This is a genomic window from Phaeovulum sp. W22_SRMD_FR3 (genome assembly GCF_052113705.1).
Lineage (GTDB): Bacteria > Pseudomonadota > Alphaproteobacteria > Rhodobacterales > Rhodobacteraceae > JBGQOG01.
Genome location: NZ_JBGQOG010000035.1, coordinates 1 through 17941 on the forward strand (window position 1 = coordinate 1; position 17941 = coordinate 17941).

Here is a 17941-nt window from a genome sequence, read left to right on the forward strand (position 1 = left end):
CTCAAGGCACAGGCCCGCAGCCTTGGCCTCGAGGACCGCTGGCATGAGGTGGCGCAGACCTATGCCGATGTGAACCAAATGTTCGGCGACATCGTCAAAGTCACCCCCTCGTCGAAGGTGGTGGGCGATATGGCGCTGATGATGGTGGCGCAGAACCTCAGCCGTGGTCAGGTTGAGGATCCGGCGGTGGATGTGGCCTTCCCCGACTCGGTCGTCGACATGCTGCGCGGCAACCTCGGGCAACCCCCGGGCGGCTGGCCCGCAGGCATCGTGAAAAAGGTGCTGAAGGACGAAGCGGCCTCCACCGCGCGCCCGGGCGCCGGCATGCCGCCGGTGGACCTAGAAGCGACCCGCATCAAGCTTTCCGAGGAACTCGGCGGGCTGAAAATTGATGATGAGGATCTGAACGGTTACCTCATGTATCCCAAGGTTTTCCTGGACTACATGGGCCGCCACCGCATCTATGGGCCGGTGCGCACCCTGCCGACGCGGACCTATCTCTATGGCATGGAGCCGGGCGAAGAGATCACCGCCGAGATCGACCCCGGCAAGACGCTGGAGATCCGGCTGCAGGCGGTGGGCGAGACCGATGAGACCGGCGAGGCCAAAGTGTTCTTTGAGCTGAACGGTCAGCCCCGGGTGATCCGGGTGGCGAACCGCGCGGTCAAAGCCGCGACGGCGGCACGCCCGAAGGCGATGGAGGGCAATGCCAACCACATCGGCGCGCCGATGCCGGGCTCGGTGGCCTCCGTTGGCGTGGTGATCGGCCAGCGCGTGGCGGCGGGCGATCTGATGCTGACCATCGAAGCGATGAAGATGGAGACCGGCATCCATGCCGACCGCGACGCCATCGTGCGCGCGGTGCATGTGCAGCCGGGCCAGCAGATCGACGCCAAGGATCTCCTCATCGAACTGGAGTGACGGCTTCGAGAGGCACCTCTGCAATATATATTGCAGGGTTGCCTTTCTGCCCGCACAATGGCCAAAAGGTGCCAGTCAAACAGATTTTGGATGAGCTGAGGGGGATTGAACCGTGCTAAAACCAGAAAAGACCCCTGAAAACTATGAAGAGCTGATCCGTCTCATCCATGAACGCCACGATCAGATGAGCAAGACCTATCAGCGGATTTCAGTCTATCTGACCCAAAACCCCAATGAAGTCGCAGTGAATGCCGTCAACACGATTGCCGCACGCTGTGGCATTCATGCCTCGAGCTTTGTCCGCTTTGCGCAATCGCTGGGGTATAATGGTTTCAAAGAGCTGCAGGGGCTGTTCCAGAAGCGTTTGGCAACGGCAGCGCCGGGTTTTGATGCGCGGCGACGTGCTCTGGACAGTGAAATGCTGCATCGCGAAGACCGCTCGGAGTACAGTTTCCTGCGAGACCTGGTGGTACGCGACATTGCCTCACTACAAGATATGCTGGAGCGCATCAGCCCCAATGACATAGCTACCGCCGCCGATTTGATCGATGGCGCGCAGACGATTTATATCATTGGGCAATTGCGCTCGGCACCAGTTGCGGATCTACTGCGCTATGTACTGACGATGCTGGGCAAACGCTGTGTGTTGCTGGATCCCGGTGGCGGGCTGGCCACCCATATGGCGCGCGCGATGCGTCCTAATGACGTACTGATCGCCATCTCTTTCCGCTTTTACGCGACCGAGGTAGTCAACATCGTCGAGGCGGCGAAGGAAGCAGAGATTCCCATCGTTGCGATATCGGACAGCACGCTGTCCCCTTTGGCAAAATCCGCGCGGGTGCTGTTTGAAGTGCCCGAGCATGACTATACATTCTCGCGGTCGCTGGCGGCGCCGATGTGTCTGGCGCAAGCCTTGACGATTGCGGTAGCGGCACGAGTGCAAAATGACTCAACTGCGCCCCGCATCCCGACGGTGACGGCGCTTTAACAGGCCGCTGAAAAAACCTGCTGTGAGGAACGGTTTCCCTCTACGCGGATGCTGGGTGTGTCTGGATCATGGGCAGGCAGTCCGCGTAGCCTGCTTTCCTGCTCAGGCGGCGAGCAGTTTCGGCAGTCTCGCGAGGTTGCACGCCGCCATCGCCAGCGTGAAGCGGGCCCGCACGCGCTCGATGCCGCGATACAGGGTCTGCGTCATGCCGCCGACGGTTTTGACCCAGCCGAAAGGTTCCTCGATCTTCTTCCGGCGCCGCTGCGATTGGGCGTAGCCAGGGTGCCGGGTGGTTCTGCCGTCGATGGCGGAGTGTCGGGACTTCTGGGCGACATGTGGCGTGACTACCATCTGGCGCAACTCGGCGACGAAGTCGGCGCTGTCATAGCCGCGGTCTGCCGCCAGTGTCAGGCGCCGGGTCGCTCCGGGCGAGTGGCGGTGAAGCATGTCGATGGCAGCACGCCGCTCGGCGTGACCGTCTGCCCGCGTCAGGTCGGCCTGGACAATCAGGCCGGAGCGGTTCTCCATCAGGCTGTGCCCGATGAAGCACAGCATGGCGCCAGCGCCGGGGGACTTCTTGAACAGCCGGGCCTCCGGATCGGTCATCGAAGCATGGCTCGCGTTCGAGCGTCGTTCGCCACGGAAGTCGACTTCGGCGTTGCGGTTGCGGCGTGTGGGGCGGGTCATTGGATCGGGCTCGGCGGTGGACTGGTCAGACGAGGAGGTGGGCGGGACACTGGAAACTGGCGGATCGCCGGGACCCTCGTCGCCGTCGGACGCAGCCCTTTCCTTCGGCCGGAAACTCTTCATCGACGCCCAGGCCTTCACCAGGGTGCCGTCGACCGAGAAGTGATCGTCCGACAGCAGCGGTGCCACCTCGCGATGCGCAAGGATGGCGGCCATGATCTTGCGCGACATGTCCGTGGTCGGCAGCCGGTCGCGGTTCTTCGTGAACACGGTCGGGACCCAGACGGCATCGTCGATCCCGAGGCCCACGAACCAGCGGAACAGCAGGTTGTAATCCATCTGCTCCATGAGTTGCCGCTCGGACCGGATCGAGTAGAGGATCTGCAGCAGGCTGGCCCGGATCAAACGTTCCGGCGCGATGGAGGGGCGACCCTCACCCGCGTAGAGCCGGTCGAACTCGGCATCCAGCGAGCGCAGCGCATCGTTGACGACGGCCATGATCTTGCGGAGCGGATGTCGCGCCGGAATGCGCTCCTCGAGATCGACGTAGCTGAACAGCGAACCCGTCACCCGATCTGATCCACGCATCCCACACTTCGTCGTCATCGTCGTGGCGACGGTGAATCATGTTCCACGTCAGACGTCGAGGCGGGAGTTTTTCAGCGGCCTGTTAACACATCAAAGACCCTTCACCCCATCCCAAATGAGTTTGCAGCCGATCAGCGCCACTGAGCCATAGGTGATAGAGTAGAAAACCTGCGGCTGCAGCCGATGCACGATCCAGGCCCCGAGCCATGTGGACAGAATGGCGACAGGAATGAAAATCATCGAGGTCTGCAAGGTACCCGTGTTCAGTTCGCCAAGCGCAATATATGGCACCAGTTTCGCCGCATTGGTGATCGCGAAAAAGAATACCGAAGTGCCGGTAAAAACCTTTGGGTCCAGCCGCTTTGGCAGCAGATAGATTTGCAGGGGCGGTCCGCCGGCATGGGCAATGAAACTGGTATAGCCAGCGATCGCACCGCAGAGCCGACCAAACCATGATGGCACCCGACCCGTGGCAACCGCCGATTGCGGCCATAGCGCCCTCTGTACGAAGGCAAGGGAAACCATGCCGACCATTAGCCGCACCATGGCGTCAGAGACAAATTCCGCTGTCACCCAACCCAAGCCCACACCGAGAAGTGCTGGCGGCAGCACGAGGAAAAGGATAGGACGGCTCGCGTATTGGCGCCATGCGGTCAGGCTCGCCAGATCCATCACTACGAGGATCGGCAGCAAGAGCGCAGCTGCCGCCATCGGCGGCATGACCAGCGCCATAAGTGGAACACCCAGCAGGCTGGTGCCCCCCAGCCCACCCTTGGACAAACCCACAAGTACCACGGCGATTAGGCTGATTATCAGCACATGCGGACTCGAATTGGTAAGATACTGCATTTCCGCTTTCCAAGTTCTCCGCCCTTCACGGGACGGAGATTGCCGATGTGCGGTTCAGGCTTTGACGCGTTTCTTGCGGCGGTAATTGTCGGCGACAACCGCGGCCACGATCACACAGCCCTTCACCATCTCCTGATAGTAGGCGTCAATGCGCAGGAAGGTGAAACCCGACATCATCAACCCAAGGATAACCGTGCCGATAACGGTGCCAAAGATGCGCCCCTGACCGCCCGAAAGCGAAGTGCCCCCGATCACCGCCGCGGTGATCGCGTCCAGCTCATACATCATCCCCATGCCTGCCTGAGCGGTGCCCGCCCGGGCGCAGGTTACAATGCCGGCAAGGCCGGTCAACAGACCAGCGACCGCGTAGACCTTGATCAAATGGCCCTGCACATTAATCCCGGACACCCGGGCCGCTTGCGGATTGGCGCCGATTGCATAGGTAAATTTCCCGTAGCGGGTGTAACGAAGAGCGAAGTGGAAAAAGGCCGCGACGCAGAGAAAAATCACCACTGGCCAAGCACTGCTGCCAATCGCCGCGAAGCTTTTGGTCGGAAAGGAGACGGGTTGACCACTGGTATACCATTTGGCAACGCCCCGCGCCGCCACCATCATCCCCAGGGTAGCAATGAAGGGCGGAATGCCGGTTTTGGCAATCAGCACCCCATTCACTGCCCCCGCCACCAAGCCCAATGCGAGACCCACCGCCACCGGCACAATCACCGGCAGATCGGTGAGGTTGGGATAGAGCGCGCGGGCAAAATCGCTGGTCTGGGCAAAGCCCATGGTGATCATCGCCGTCATGGCGACCACCGAGCCGGACGACAGGTCAATGCCGCCTGTGATGATGACCTGTGTCACCCCGACCGAAATGATCCCGATCACCGAAACCTGAAGGATCATGATGGTCAAACGCTGTGTATTGGCCAAAAAGCTTTGGCCCTGCACTATCCAGCCAAGGATCTCAAAGATCAGCGCTACACCGAGCAACACGGTCAGGATGTTCAGTTCCTGTGGCAGGCGCCGCCGAGGTCTGGCGATGGGTTCGATTACGTCAGTCATTTTTCCTCCTCCATCCGCGCGGCTGACGCGCGGCCCGGCGTCACCTCAGCGCGCCGCAAGTTCCATGATTTTAACTTGATCCGCCTCGGCGCGGTCGAGAATGCCGGTCATATGGCCTTCGTGCATGACCATGATCCGGTCCGACATCCCCAGGACTTCGGGCAGTTCGGATGAAATCATCACCACCGCCACTCCGTCCTTGGCCAGTTGCGAAATCAGCCGGTGAATCTCCGCCTTTGCACCGACATCAATCCCGCGAGTCGGCTCATCCAGAATCAGAATGCGCGGCTTGGTCATCAACCAGCGCGCCAGCAGAACCTTTTGCTGATTGCCGCCCGAGAGGTTCTCAATGCGCTCTTCCAGATCGGGGGTTTTGATCCGAAGGGCAGCTTTCATTTCGGCACAGCGCTTGTCCACGGCAGTTTGTGCCACCACGCCCAGATGCACATGCTGATCGCGCAACGCCGCCACCTGCATGTTTTCGCGTACCGAAAGTGGCAGAAAGCACCCGGTGTCCTTGCGATCCTCTGTCAGGAAGGCCATGCCTTGGCGCATGGCCACGGCAGGATCGGTGATCGCCACTTCTTGACCATCTACCCGGATCACTCCCGAGGTCGCTGCGGTCATGCCAAAGATCGCCTCGGCCACATTCGAACGTCCGGACCCCACCAATCCGGCAAGTCCAAAGATTTCGCCCGCATGCACTTCGAAGGAGATGTCGTGAAATACGCCGTCCAGTGTTAGATGCTCAACCTGCAAGAGCGGCTTGCCGATCACCGCGTCTTCCTTTGGAAACATGTTAGTGATCTCACGCCCCACCATCATGCGAATGATGTCATCGCGGGTCACATCGCTGCTGGCATGAGTGCCTACGTATTTGCCATCGCGGAATACCGAGAATTCATCGGCAATCTCGAATAGCTCGTTCATTTTATGGGTGATATAGACAATGCCGATCCCGCGTGCACGCAGGTCGCGGATGATTGTGAACAGATGCTCCACCTCGGTTTCGGTGAGCGCCGATGTTGGTTCATCCATGATCAACACGCTGGATTCATAGCTGACTGCCTTGGCAATCTCGATCATTTGTCGCTGCGCCACGGTCAAAAAGCGAACTTCAGCCAACGGATCGATCTGGATGTTCAACCGCTCGAAAAGCGCCCGCGTCATCGCAGCCATTTGGGTGTGGTTAATCACCCCAAACATGTTGCGCGGTTCGCGGCGGATCCAGATATTCTCGGCCACCGTCATATAAGGCATCAGGGCCAGTTCCTGATGTATCATGGCGATGCCCTTCTCCAGCGCATCGAGCGGGCCGTTCAGTTTCACCACCTCACCCTGCAGGCGGATGGTGCCGCGGTCCGGAGTATATACACCCGCAATGATCTTCATCAGGGTGGACTTTCCAGCACCATTCTCGCCCATCAGGGCATGCACGGTCCCCGGGCGCAGACGAAACTGAACATCATCCAGAGCGACAACCCCAGGAAATTCCTTGCGAATGCCTTCAATTTCCAGAATCGCTTCAGGCAATTGCGCCTGAACACGGTCAATCGCTCTTTTTGTCTGTTCCGATATCATCTCGTCCCCTCCCTGAACTGTCGACGCCGTCGATTGTTATGGTCGGGTGCGGCAGCCAGACGCCGCCGCACCCCCCAGACAATCAGTTTTTGCTGAGATATTGGTCGAGATTGGCCGGGGTCACCAATTCGAACGGCACCGTGACCATCGGCTCGAAATATTCACCGCGCGCAATTTTCAGCACTGTGTCCAGCGAGCCTTCACCCTGCCCCTTGGCCGATTGGTAGACGGTCACGTCCAAGTCACCCGCCTTCATCGCGGCCAAAGCATCCTGCGTTGCATCCACACCGGCAATCACGACGTCATCCATCGAGACCCCCGCCGATTTCAGCGCCTGAATCGCCCCCAGAGCCATTTCATCATTGTTGGCAATGACAGCTTTGGGCTGCATGCCCGACGTAATCCAGTTGGTCATCAGATCCAGCGCCGGGGTCCGCATCCAGTTGGCTGTTTGTTGATCAAGCACTTTCATACCGCTGCAGGCATCCATGGCCAAAACCTCTTCGGTCGCTTTGGTGCGGCCCCGCTGACCGGTGGTGCCAAGCTGTCCGAGCAGGATGACGGTATCACCCTTGCCTTCCACCAATTTGCAGACCTCAGAGGCCTCCAAATTGCCCGCCTGCTCTTCGTTGGAACCGACCCAGGCCTGTTTCTCAGGGAAAGTTTCCATGTTCGCCGGCAGCATGTTCACGAACACCAGCGGAACTCCGGCCCGCTCCGCAATATCTGACATGGCTTTGCCCGAGTCTGCATCGACCAACATGACGATGATTCCATCGACGCCCGCCGCCACAAAATTCTCGATTTGGGATTGTTGGCGGGCAATATCGCCCTGCGCATCCTCCATTTGAACCGTCACACCGAGTGCATCCGCATGCTTTTGCATGTTTTGCCGCAGCACAGTCAGGTAGTTGTCGTCAAACAACGACATGGCCACACCGATGGTTTCCGCCGAAGCACCTGCCGCGAGGGCAAAAGTCATCGTCGTGGCCAAAAGAAATTTCTTCATCGTTTTCTCCTCCGTTGGAATCCGGCACTCCCAATGCCGGAAATCGCACCGCTTACTGCGGGCTGTGGTTGTAGGCCTTGCCAAAATCGGAGCGCAAGTTTCTGCCCGGACACCATTCGGCTCCGACCCTGTCTGTTCTCCAATCCGGCTTGATCCCGGCTATTTCGGTGCTGGCATCACGCCAGAACACCTTCCTATTTCGCTAAGCGAAGCCCGAAGGCCCGAGGCGATGATCCTTTCGTAGCAAGGGCCAAATCATTTTGCAACAATAATTGCGCAATCATCTTTATGGTCAAATTTATTGCCAAATGCATTTCTCTTGCCCAAGCCTGACTCATGAACAGAGGATATCAGTAGGGGTTCAGGCGACTCAGATGAAGTCGTCGGCCGCCACGGTCTTCATCGAAGGCGCTGAAGAAGCCACAGAACCGAATCTACTTTGCTTGCTCACGAAGGATTTGCGCCATGGAAATGGCTCTGACGGGCAAACCACCGTAAGCGGTGCGTGAACCCCGTCGGGCTTTCAGCTTGACGGCTTCTGGAAGGCCCAAGGCATGAGGTCGTCGATGCGCGACGCGGGGTAGCCGTTGGCGATGGCGGTCAGGGTTTCGCACAAGTAGGAGTAGGGATCGATGGCGTTCAGCTTGCAGGTTTCGATCAGCGAGGCCATGCGGGCCCAGGTGCGTCCTCCCTCGTCATGACCGGCGAAGAGTGCGTTTTTGCGATTGAGGGTTATGGGTCTGATGGTGTTTTCGACCGGGTTGGTATCCATCTCGACGCGGCCATCGGTCAGGAAGATTTGCAGGCCATCCCAGTGGCGGTGGATATAGCTGAGCTTCTCACCCAAGCGGGATTTGGCGGAGATCCGGCTGCGCTGTTGGGTCAGCCAAAGGCGGAAGTCGGCAATCAGCGGGGCGGACTGCGCTTGGCGGGCCGCCAGGCGCTCTTCGGGGGACCGCCCCCGGACGCTGGCTTCGATCTTGTAGATCTGGGCGATGCGGCGCAGGCCTTCGGCGGCGATTTCGGAGCCGTCCTTTTGATAGATGTCATGCAGCTTGCGCCGGGAATGCGCCCAGCAGTAGGCCAGCGTCAGGGGCATGCCGCCCACGCGCTTTGGTTCGGCCAAGGCGTCATAGCCGGTATATCCATCGACCTGCAGAATGCCCTCGAAGCCCGTCAAAATGTCCATCGCATGGCGGCCATGGCGCCCGGGCGCATAGGTGAAGACGACGGCGGGCGGATCGCCTCCACCCCAACCGCGATCATCGCGGGTCACCGCCCAAAGGTAGCCGGTTTTGGTTTTGCCCGCCTTGGGATCGAGCACTGGTGCTCGGGTCTCGTCCATGAACAGGCGGCCGGATCGCTTGAGGTGGACCAACATGCGATCAACGACCGGGGCCAGATGGTAACCTGACACGCCACACCAGTTTGCCAAGGTGGACCGGTCCAGCTTCACGCCACCCCTGCCATAGATCTGGCACTGTCGGTAAAGTGGCAAATGGTCGGCATATTTGGAGACGGCGACGTGGGCGAGCGTGCCCTCGGTCGGCAACCCGCCTTCAATCAGCCGGTTTGGCGTGTCGGCCTGTGTGACGCCTGCATCGCAACGGCGGCAGGCATAGCGGGGGCGGACCGTGACAATGACCTGCAAACGGGCCGGGACGATGTCGAGCCGTTCGGTGCGGTCTTCGCCGATCTTCACCATGTCGGTGCAGCCGCAGGGACAGATCTTCTGCGCGGGTTCGATCACCTGCTCAATGCGCGGCAGATGGTCTGGTAGATGGCCAAGGTTGCGCTTGGCTGCCGGGCGTCTTGGTTTACCATCAGCATTGCGTTCGACCAACGCATCCCGCGCGGCCTCAGCCTCGGCGACGGCCGTTTCCAGATCCTCGAAAGCCAGCTGACGCTCATCGGGAGGCAGTTGCTCGGACCGCTTGCCATAAAGCGCATGGCGCAGCTCGGCGATGAGGTAATCCTGTCGTTCGGTATGGGCTTCCAGCCCGGCGACCTTGGCCTGCATCGCCGCAAACACCTCACGCACGGCGGGCGGAAGACTATCAAGATCAAAGGGGAGATCGATGGGTGCAGGCATGGCGGCTTATACCGCACACTCTTGCAAAAGCCCATATTTACAAGGCGATCCGAGTCATTCTGTCGCGGTGGGATGCGTCGGTCTGGGCGCATGGATGCGGCGCCAATCAAGGCCCGCAAAGAGCGCCTCGAATTGCACCCGCGACAGCCGCATGACCCCTTCGCCAACCTTTGGCCAGGCAAAGCCGCCCTGCTCCAGGCGCTTGCAGATCATCACGATCCCACTGCCGTCCCAGAACAGAACCTTGATCCTGTCGCCACGCTTTGACCTGAACACCACCATCACCCCCGCCTTGGGCGCAAATCCCAACTCGGCATGGGCCATGGCGGCCAGCCCATCATGCCCCTTGCGGAAGTCCACCGGCTTGGTCGCAATCACGATCCGGACGGCCTGATCGGGGAAGATCACAGCGCCTTCCTCAACGCCGCCGCCAAAGCCGCCACACGCTCCGGGCTGCAGTCCGGCGCCACATGCAAAACTGCGCCGCAAATCTCGACCCTGATCACGCCAGTGCCGCCCACCGCGGCAGCGGAGGTATCAGAAATCGATGGCTCGATCACCAGCGGCACGAATGCCGGGGCCGCATCGATCGGCACCACCAGCTCCCCTTTACGCGCTTGAGCGCGCCATCCCGAAAGGTGCCGGGCAATCAGCCCATACTTCGCCGCAACATCGCAGACCCGCGCGCCGGGCTGAAAACTCTCGGCCACAATCCGCGCCTTGAGATCATCCGGCCAACGTCGCCGCCCGGTCGGGCCATCAAGGACCTCGATCCGCGACACTCCCTTCGACCCACGCACCTCCATACGGTGCTCGTTTTGGTGCTCCACGGCCAGTCTCCCGCAAACTCAGGTGCAGGACCGAATGACCGAAATCACATAAAGCCGAAACCACGGTGCTGGCGCACCGCTCTGATGTCTTTTTTCAAGTATTTTCTCATGCAATCAGGGACGCCAAGGCGTTTGCTGCAAACTGGGCGCCCAAGGGTGGGCACGAGGTCTGAAGACGTCGGTGAACAAGCTCTGATGCGCGGGCTGGATACCGCATGACCGATTGTGCGTCTCGGGGCTATTCCTGTCTTACAACGGGCGTCAGCACGAAGCTGGCCACAAAGCGATTGTCGGATATTCCCCTGCCGTTGACCTCGCGCCCGCCGTTGGGCGCATGCAGGACCACGTTCAGTGCGCGGGCATGGTGCGGCGGGCAATGTCCCACATGAACGCCGCCATCTCCCGCGCGATCGCCGTTGTCACGACAGTCGATTTCTTTCCGCGCTGAACCAGCTTTCGATATCGAGCAGTAAGGCGCGACTGGGCTTTCCAGGCAATGTCCTGAATCTCCGCCGGTTGTTCCTTGAGGATGTAGAGTTTTCGTTCGCCTGCCCGGATGAAAGACGTCGAATGCGAGCGTTCTTGCGAGGCGGTCAAAGATGGATAAACGGTTCTGAAAAATAAGTAGGCGCACCGAGATGCGCCTACGAGTCCACGCCTTTGGCCGGTGGAAGAAAGTCAATTCACTTCTGTCAGGTCCTCGTCTTGACGCCGCTGGAACGGTGGCTCGCAAGCGTCGTCAGCACTGCGGCGATGATGATGACCGCACCTGTGGACGCTTGAACATAAAACGACGGGACTTGAGCAAGCGTCAGGAGATTGTTGATTACACCAATAAGCAGAACACCACTGACAACACCAATAATCGTACCTTTTCCCCCACCTAGACTCACCCCGCCGATCACGGCAGCGGCAAACGCCGAGAAAATGATACCTTCCCCTTGCGTTGTGACCGCCGAGTCGAGACGGCCCGTCATCAGAACACCGGCAAGGCCGGATAGAAGAGCAGCGAAAACAAATGCTGACCAAATAACGCGATCGACGTTGATACCAGCCGCACGAGCCGCGGCCTCGTTGCCGCCAACAGCATAGAGCGCTCTGCCATAACGATGGTATTGAAAGACCAACCCCACGATGCTCGCCACGACGATGAAAACAATGACCGCCGTCGGCATCCCCAACACTTTAGATGAACCAAGGTAGGTCAGTGCAGGGCCAGGAGAATAGATCGACCGGCCGTTCGATATGATCAATATTCCTCCACGCAGGAGAACCAACAACCCCAGCGTCGAAATGAACGGATTCAGGCCAACTTTGACAACCATGAACCCATTAAACCATCCAATCAGACCCGCGGCCCCCAGTGCAATCACCAGACCCATCCAACTGGGCAGTTCAACGCCAAAACCACCCGAAGCCGCGGGAACCAGCAAAACCGCTGCTAACATCGGCGCGAATCCGACGATTCCCTCAAGTGACAGGTCCAAGCGCCCAATCAAGACTACAAAGGTCAGGCCGATCGTGGTGAGGCCAAGCACGCTCACCTGTTCCAGGATGTTGATGAGGTTCCGGCTTGTCAAAAATGCGGGCGCGACGAAGGCGCCGACGATCATGAGCAGGACCAACACCGGATACATCGTGAATCCCTGTGCCACAAAGGCGCTACCGATGGCAGAGAGTTTGGATTGCCCCGCGTGCTGGGGGGTGGTTGTTGAACTCATTTCGGTTTGAACACTCATGCCACGCCCTCCATGTGCAAAATTAGGTCCTTCATGCTGTAGTCACCGACCAGCTCGTCCATTACCTTTCCTTCGAAAATGATGACGACACGATTGGCCAATTGGTCGATCTCATCCTCTTCATCCGAGACGACAACGACACCCAGCCCCTTACTCGCAAGGTCGCGCAGCAATGCATATAGTTGCTCTTTCGCGCCGACATCGACCCCACGGGTAGGGCTGAGTGCGATAACAACCTCGGGACTGCGGCAGAGAGAACGGGCAAATACCACCTTTTGCTGGTTCCCGCCGCTCAATTGACCCACCGGCTGTTCAAGATTTGACGAGATGATATTTGTTAGGCGGGCGAGTTTTGCGACATGCTCTGCCTCTTTGCGCCCGTCAATAAACCCCAACGGACCCGACAAGACATCAAGCCCGCCGATGGCGATATTTTCGCGTACTCCAAGAATTCCGACATAGCCACTGGCGTGACGATCCGTGGGGACAAGTCCAATGATTGGCAAAGTGCCGCGCGGACTCGATACTTCGCCATGAAGCGGCGCCTTTTGTCCAGCTAGAACCATCGCCAGATCTTCCTTACCGCTTCCAACTGGACCGGCCAGCGCAACGATCTCGCCTGGGCGGATTTCAAAATCAATATCCGCGGTTGCGAATTTATTAACGCGCACCCCTTTGGCCTGAAGCAGGGGCAGTGCTGCTTGCTCCGTATGCTCTTCGCGTGAGCTTCGAACCGTCTCTTCCCCCATCATAAGATTGGCGATAGCCTCAACGTCTAGCGCCGTGACGGGTTCTCGCGCCCGCACCACCAAGCCATCACGCATGATGGTCACGGTATCGGCAACTTCAAAAATTTCATCCAGATGGTGCGAGATGTAGATGAAAGAAACTCCTGTGTTTTTGAGGGCTTTAACGTGCTGGAAGAGCACCTTCTTCTCAGCATTGCTAAGCGCCGCGGTCGGTTCATCAAGGATCATCACGGGCACGCCACGGCTCAAGGCCTTGATGATTTCTAAGAGCTGTCGTGTACCAGCATCAAGCTCGCCGGCATTTGCATTGGCGCGAATGTCGATGTTCCAAGTATTCAGCATTGCGGTCGCGCAATCCAGCATCGCCTTGTGGCTAATGAAGCCAAACTTCTTGCGAACCAAAGAGCTCTCAAGAAACAGGTTCTCTGCGACAGTCAGGTGATCGAACAAACGCGGCGTCTGCTGCACGTGGGCAATATCATTGCGAATGAGCGCCGCATAGTTTTGCCCTGTGGCCTCGAAAGAAGTCTCAGAAATTCTGATAGCCCCGGTATCGGCCGGTGTGAACCCGCTCAGCGCGGACACAAGGGTGCTTTTCCCAGCGCCATTACGCCCGAGCAAAGCATGAACCTCACCGCGCATCACGGTGAAGTCCACGCCCCGAAGAGCGCGCGTGGAGCCGAAGGTCTTGGTGATATTGCGCATCTCGACGATTGGATGGGAATTTTCCATTAACTTCGTCTCCACGTTCCTTTCGTTCAGGTAATTTACTTACCGACTTGGTTGCCCCAGAGATCGCCCGACTCGACATTCTCAGCGGTCACCAGCGTAGCGTTTAGTTGATATTGCGGCCCGACCGGTGTTTCGATCACGCGACCATCATCGCGCGGCCCAACTTCAATTTTGCCGCCGCCGGACACCAACTCGATCAGCTCGGCCGTCTTGGTCGCATAAGCGCTCAACGGTTGTGAGACGGTTGCGTCCAGGGCTCCTTCGCGGATCAATTGCAGGCCCTGCGGCGTACCGTCGATGGCCACTCGGATAACCGAATCCGCATTGCCCACCTTAGCACCGCGACCGGCCGAGTTAAGCTGCGCGTTCACAGCGGTCGCCATCAGCTCCGAGGCCATGAAAATCCCATCAAGCGTGGGGTTTTGGGTCAAGACGTTCTGGGCAGCATCGGCAGCCATGTCTGCCGTCCATTCTGTCGGGCGCTGGATGATCGTCACGTTCGGCGCCAGCGCTTTCAGAGTTGTGGCAAAACCCTCGGATCGGTCTAGACCATTGGGCGTGGTCAGACCGCCTTGCAACTCCAGAACGATGCAGCTGTTGTCTGCCGAACAACTGTCCTTGGCAAGCCGACGGGCCATTTCTTCGGCACCCTGCACACCGGCGTTGAAATTGTCGGCTCGGATCGTCGCCGTCACACTGCCACCCGCCGGACCGTCATCAATCGAAAACACAAGCGCCCCTGCTTCGTTGGCACGCTTCACCGCCGGAACAATCCCCGCAGAATCAATGGGCGCAAAGACAATGACATTGGCGCCATTTGCGATCAAATTCTGAAGCGCATCTACTTGGGCGGCGATGTCACCATTGGGATCGGGCGCCCCAACAAGCGTGAAGCCTTTTGCATCGAACGCTTTTAGCGATAGGTCCAGCATCAAGGTCTGAAAGTCATCTTTCAGAAACTTGGGCGTCATTCCCACCTTGATTTCAGAATTGTTTGCAACAGCAAGGTTCGCCGTCGATGCCAAAAGGGCAGCGGTAAGTGCGAAGACTTTCCGAGTCAGTTCCATATTTTCCTCCGAGTTGATTTTGGCTCTGAAAGGATGCAGCGCGCACCCGAACGAGCGGATTTGACGCAATGACCGCGTCGTTGGATTGCGGGCCCACTCTCCTCCGGAGCGGGATCCACAATTTCTGGCTGCATCCTACGGTGACGGTCGGTCACCCAGCTGCGCAGTCGCCACCAGTCAAATGCTCACGCGTTGACTTCCGAAACCTTCACTATGCGGCCTTCGCGCATCGAAATGTATGCCGCCTCGGCAAGAATTAGCGCCCGACGGCCATCCTCAAAACTGGCAAGTGGCGCCGCCCCCTTTTCCACGCAATCCACGAACCCATCGATTTCTGCCATGAAGGCTTCAAGATAGCGTTCTAGGAAAAAGAACTGATATGGTTCGCTCGCTTCGACGGACTTTGAAGAATACCTACGCATCTCGTGGGGCTTACGATTGTCGGAAATGATCATCCCGGCACTTCCCATCAGTTCGACCCGCTGGTCGTATCCGTAGACAGCCGTGCGCGAATTATTGATGTGGCATTGTTTGCCCGACGCCGTGCGCAGAATAAACATGGCGCTGTCGATTTCATTTAGCGCTGCTCCAAGAGCAGGATCGATCAAGGCGCCGCCAATGGCAAAGACCTCAGTTGGCTCTTCACCCAACATGAAACGCGCGAGATCAAAGTCATGAATAGTCATATCGCGGAAAAGCCCACCGGCCGCCTCCAGATATGAACGCGGCGGAATGCCGGGATCACGTGACGTGATGATAACCTGATGCAGGTCGCCAATCTCACCTGCAACCAGTGCTGCGCGGGCCGCTGCATGACCGGGGTCGTAACGACGATTGAACCCAAGCTGAACAGGAATGCTGGTGCCTGCGATCTTCGCAGCGCAAGACTCAACACGTGCTAAACTCAAGTCAATCGGTTTTTCACACAATACAGCCTTGCCTGCGGCGATGGCCATTTCAATATAATCAGCATGAGTCGGGGTGGCAGTGGCAATCAGCACCGCATCCACATCCTTAGAGGCAAAGATCTCTTCAGCGCTGGCAGCTGCTTTGACACCCAAATCATGCGCGATGCGCTCTGCTGACGGCTTATGCACATCGTAAACCGCCGCAAGCGTCGATCGGGGATGCCGCGCCACATTTGCGGCATGCATCTGCCCAATCCGACCGCAGCCCAAAACTGCAATTCTCAACATGTCGTGCACCCTCCCAAGGTCGAATCGACCACCCTCGTCAATCCGCCCCGCAATGATTATTGCGGCAGCGCAAATCCGTCAAGAAATTCTTGCAAAAACACTCTGCATGCAATTTTTATTGCAAATTGAAGTAGGAGGGCCTTTTCTGCCAGTCTTATGTTAGCCAGCAGTGCAGTTATGTCGTGTGAAAATTTGACTTTGCGTCAATCTGCTGAGAGGCTGGATACCGCTTCTTGCAAGGCGGATACTTTCGACGGCCATTGCGAACTCCCCATCGAAATCATGACCAATGGTCAAGTCCATGGCCCCAGTTTCCAACAGCTTGCGCGTGTTCTCGGTGAGCTCATGCCCGATGAAAATTGTGCGGCCCTTCAGACCATCGGCCTCAAGCGCGCGCGCGATGCCAAGATTTGCGCCAGAGACATTATAGATTGCGGCAGGAGGGCCGCTCTTGGCCACGTAGCGCCTTACTGCATCATACACGACCTCGGGGCTCTCATCGGAGCTGACTTTCTCTTCAATTGAAAGAAGCGGGAACTCAGATCTCAGAACCTGGCGAAACCCCTGCTCTCGATCCAACTGACAACGAAATGGCACACTGCTCACCAGCAACACTTTTTGCTCTTCGCGCGCGTGAAGAAAACGACCACAAAGCCATCCTGCAGTCGAGCCTGAGGCAAATTGATCGGAACCAACGTAAGCGGTCCTCGGCGAAGACGGCAAATCGCTGGTAAAGCACACCACTGGGATTCCCGCGTCGATTACAGCGCGAACAGCATTGTTAATTGCCGGATGCTCTCGCGCCACCAATATCAACCCATCGATGCTACGCGCAACTTTCTTAATACGCTCTCCCAATTCAACGGGCTCTACGGTATGGGGGAGCAACGTTTCGATGACGAACGAAACAGAAGGATTCTCATGCGCAAAGCGCTCAGCTGTATTTTGAGCACTGTCGTTAAAGGTCCGCCCCGACTCTGCCAGTAACGCAAGGCGTAGCGGCGCAGCGTGTAGCGTTGAAACGCCGTTTCCCGGAGATAACTTGGACTGCGCCACGACTAACGCGGGCAAACCATGCTGCAAGATACTCTGGAATTCACGATACCCCGAAAGTCCCAGCGCTTGCGCCAAGCGTACAACACTTGAGGCATGCACGTCACAACTCTGAGCGACCTCTGCCGCCGAAAGCACCATAGCAGCACTCGGCTGATCAATGATGAAGCGGGCAACACGTCGACCACCCTTCCCCAAATGATCTTTAAGTACTTCCAACTGGGCAAAGAGTTGCTCGGCAGTCTTCTTTTCCGATAGCATTGCGCTCATCACATTCCTCATTGCAACGTTCAGCATAGCAATAAATTGCAAAAATGCAACGCAGCGGCAATGTACTTCGCCGGATGGAGTGCAACAACCCCATGAGAGTCTGCCAAGAGAGGTGGTTCGGTTTGTTTGAACAGTTCCCGAGCGTTTTCTAAGTGGTTTTCCGCCTCGGTTACGCCGCCACCGCTTCGGGTGTCGGCTGCTGGAAATAGGCTTGATCGAGGGCTCTTCCGTCAGGCGATGAATGGGGGCGTCGGCTGTTGTAGAAGGTCAGATATTGGCCGATCCCGGAGCGGACCTCCGAGACGCTGGCGTAGGCTCGCAGGTACCCGGACCGGCGTGGCGATGACCTCGTTCGACAATCCGTTCCTGACCATCCTGCTGGACGGGATCAAGGCCGAGGCGGAAGGTCATGACGGGCTTGAGCTGGTGCTGGAGGATGCGCAGCTTGATGGTAACCGGCCGATTGCTACCGCGGTGACCGGGCCTTGATGCGGGCGACGAGTTCTGCGTCATCGACGAAGTCGTCGA

At 58.2% G+C, this 17941-nt stretch carries 16 protein-coding genes and 2 pseudogenes; 3 read left to right on the top strand and 15 right to left on the bottom strand.

Going from position 1 to position 17941, the window contains the following annotated elements; genetic code table 11:
• Both ACEN2S_RS22430 and ACEN2S_RS22435 read left to right on the top strand, forming a co-directional pair.
• Positions 1 to 921: biotin/lipoyl-containing protein (locus ACEN2S_RS22430; RefSeq protein WP_441870700.1), on the top strand; the 921-nt coding region annotated here is incomplete at its 5' end.
• A gap of 112 nt (positions 922 to 1033) precedes the next feature.
• A complete protein-coding gene (locus ACEN2S_RS22435; protein WP_441870702.1) occupies positions 1034 to 1909 on the top strand; it encodes a MurR/RpiR family transcriptional regulator in 876 nt (291 codons plus the stop codon).
• Between the two features lie 102 nt (positions 1910 to 2011).
• Here the strand turns inward: ACEN2S_RS22435 and ACEN2S_RS22440 are convergent, their stop codons facing one another.
• From ACEN2S_RS22440 to ACEN2S_RS22510, 15 genes and pseudogenes are all read right to left on the bottom strand, one after another.
• Positions 2012 to 3184: an IS5 family transposase gene (locus tag ACEN2S_RS22440; RefSeq protein WP_441870703.1), complete on the bottom strand. Its 1173-nt coding sequence runs from the start codon at positions 3182 to 3184 to the stop codon at positions 2012 to 2014.
• 90 nt (positions 3185 to 3274) lie between these two features.
• A complete protein-coding gene (locus ACEN2S_RS22445) occupies positions 3275 to 4033 on the bottom strand; it encodes a sulfite exporter TauE/SafE family protein (RefSeq protein ID WP_441870706.1) in 759 nt (252 codons plus the stop codon).
• Positions 4034 to 4087: 54 nt separating this feature from the next.
• Entirely contained in the window at positions 4088 to 5095 is a 1008-nt protein-coding gene (locus tag ACEN2S_RS22450) for an ABC transporter permease (RefSeq protein ID WP_441870709.1), read from the bottom strand.
• 45 nt (positions 5096 to 5140) lie between these two features.
• The gene (locus ACEN2S_RS22455; protein ID WP_441870712.1) at positions 5141 to 6676 is read right to left on the bottom strand and encodes a sugar ABC transporter ATP-binding protein; all 1536 of its coding nucleotides are present in this window, start codon (positions 6674 to 6676) and stop codon (positions 5141 to 5143) included.
• An 82-nt stretch (positions 6677 to 6758) separates the two neighbouring features.
• Positions 6759 to 7685 (bottom strand): sugar ABC transporter substrate-binding protein, encoded by a 927-nt coding sequence (locus ACEN2S_RS22460; protein WP_441870715.1) that lies wholly within the window; start codon positions 7683 to 7685, stop codon positions 6759 to 6761.
• 523 nt (positions 7686 to 8208) lie between these two features.
• Complete coding sequence (tnpC, locus tag ACEN2S_RS22465; RefSeq protein ID WP_441870717.1) at positions 8209 to 9777, bottom strand: IS66 family transposase; 1569 nt, start codon at positions 9775 to 9777, stop codon at positions 8209 to 8211.
• 54 nt (positions 9778 to 9831) lie between these two features.
• Positions 9832 to 10185 carry an IS66 family insertion sequence element accessory protein TnpB gene (gene tnpB, locus ACEN2S_RS22470; protein WP_441870719.1) on the bottom strand — a complete coding sequence of 118 codons (354 nt, stop codon included), beginning with the start codon at positions 10183 to 10185 and terminating at the stop codon, positions 9832 to 9834.
• Positions 10182 to 10607 (bottom strand): IS66-like element accessory protein TnpA, encoded by a 426-nt coding sequence (tnpA, locus tag ACEN2S_RS22475; protein WP_441870722.1) that lies wholly within the window; start codon positions 10605 to 10607, stop codon positions 10182 to 10184. Before tnpA ends, tnpB begins: the two co-directional genes overlap by 4 nt.
• A 348-nt stretch (positions 10608 to 10955) precedes the next feature.
• Positions 10956 to 11111 (bottom strand): annotated as a pseudogene (locus ACEN2S_RS22480) (IS110 family transposase); the annotation flags it as partial.
• Between the two features lie 188 nt (positions 11112 to 11299).
• A complete protein-coding gene (locus tag ACEN2S_RS22485) occupies positions 11300 to 12346 on the bottom strand; it encodes an ABC transporter permease (protein ID WP_441870724.1) in 1047 nt (348 codons plus the stop codon).
• Positions 12343 to 13842 carry a sugar ABC transporter ATP-binding protein gene (locus ACEN2S_RS22490; RefSeq protein WP_441870726.1) on the bottom strand — a complete coding sequence of 500 codons (1500 nt, stop codon included), beginning with the start codon at positions 13840 to 13842 and terminating at the stop codon, positions 12343 to 12345. Before ACEN2S_RS22490 ends, ACEN2S_RS22485 begins: the two co-directional genes overlap by 4 nt.
• Positions 13843 to 13862: 20 nt before the next feature.
• Positions 13863 to 14894, bottom strand: coding sequence for a sugar ABC transporter substrate-binding protein (locus ACEN2S_RS22495; RefSeq protein WP_441870729.1), 1032 nt, complete (start codon positions 14892 to 14894; stop codon positions 13863 to 13865).
• A 185-nt stretch (positions 14895 to 15079) separates the two neighbouring features.
• On the bottom strand, positions 15080 to 16090 hold the full coding sequence (gene iolG / locus ACEN2S_RS22500) for an inositol 2-dehydrogenase (protein ID WP_441870731.1): 1011 nt from the start codon (positions 16088 to 16090) through the stop codon (positions 15080 to 15082).
• 159 nt (positions 16091 to 16249) lie between these two features.
• Positions 16250 to 17413: a substrate-binding domain-containing protein gene (locus ACEN2S_RS22505; RefSeq protein WP_441870734.1), complete on the bottom strand. Its 1164-nt coding sequence runs from the start codon at positions 17411 to 17413 to the stop codon at positions 16250 to 16252.
• A gap of 169 nt (positions 17414 to 17582) precedes the next feature.
• Positions 17583 to 17738, bottom strand: a pseudogene (locus ACEN2S_RS22510) (IS3 family transposase); the annotation flags it as partial.
• Positions 17739 to 17755: 17 nt separating this feature from the next.
• On the opposite strand from ACEN2S_RS22510, the gene ACEN2S_RS22515 reads away from it, so the two are divergent.
• Complete coding sequence (locus ACEN2S_RS22515; protein WP_441870736.1) at positions 17756 to 17902, top strand: hypothetical protein; 147 nt, start codon at positions 17756 to 17758, stop codon at positions 17900 to 17902.
• Positions 17903 to 17941: the final 39 nt, after the last annotated feature.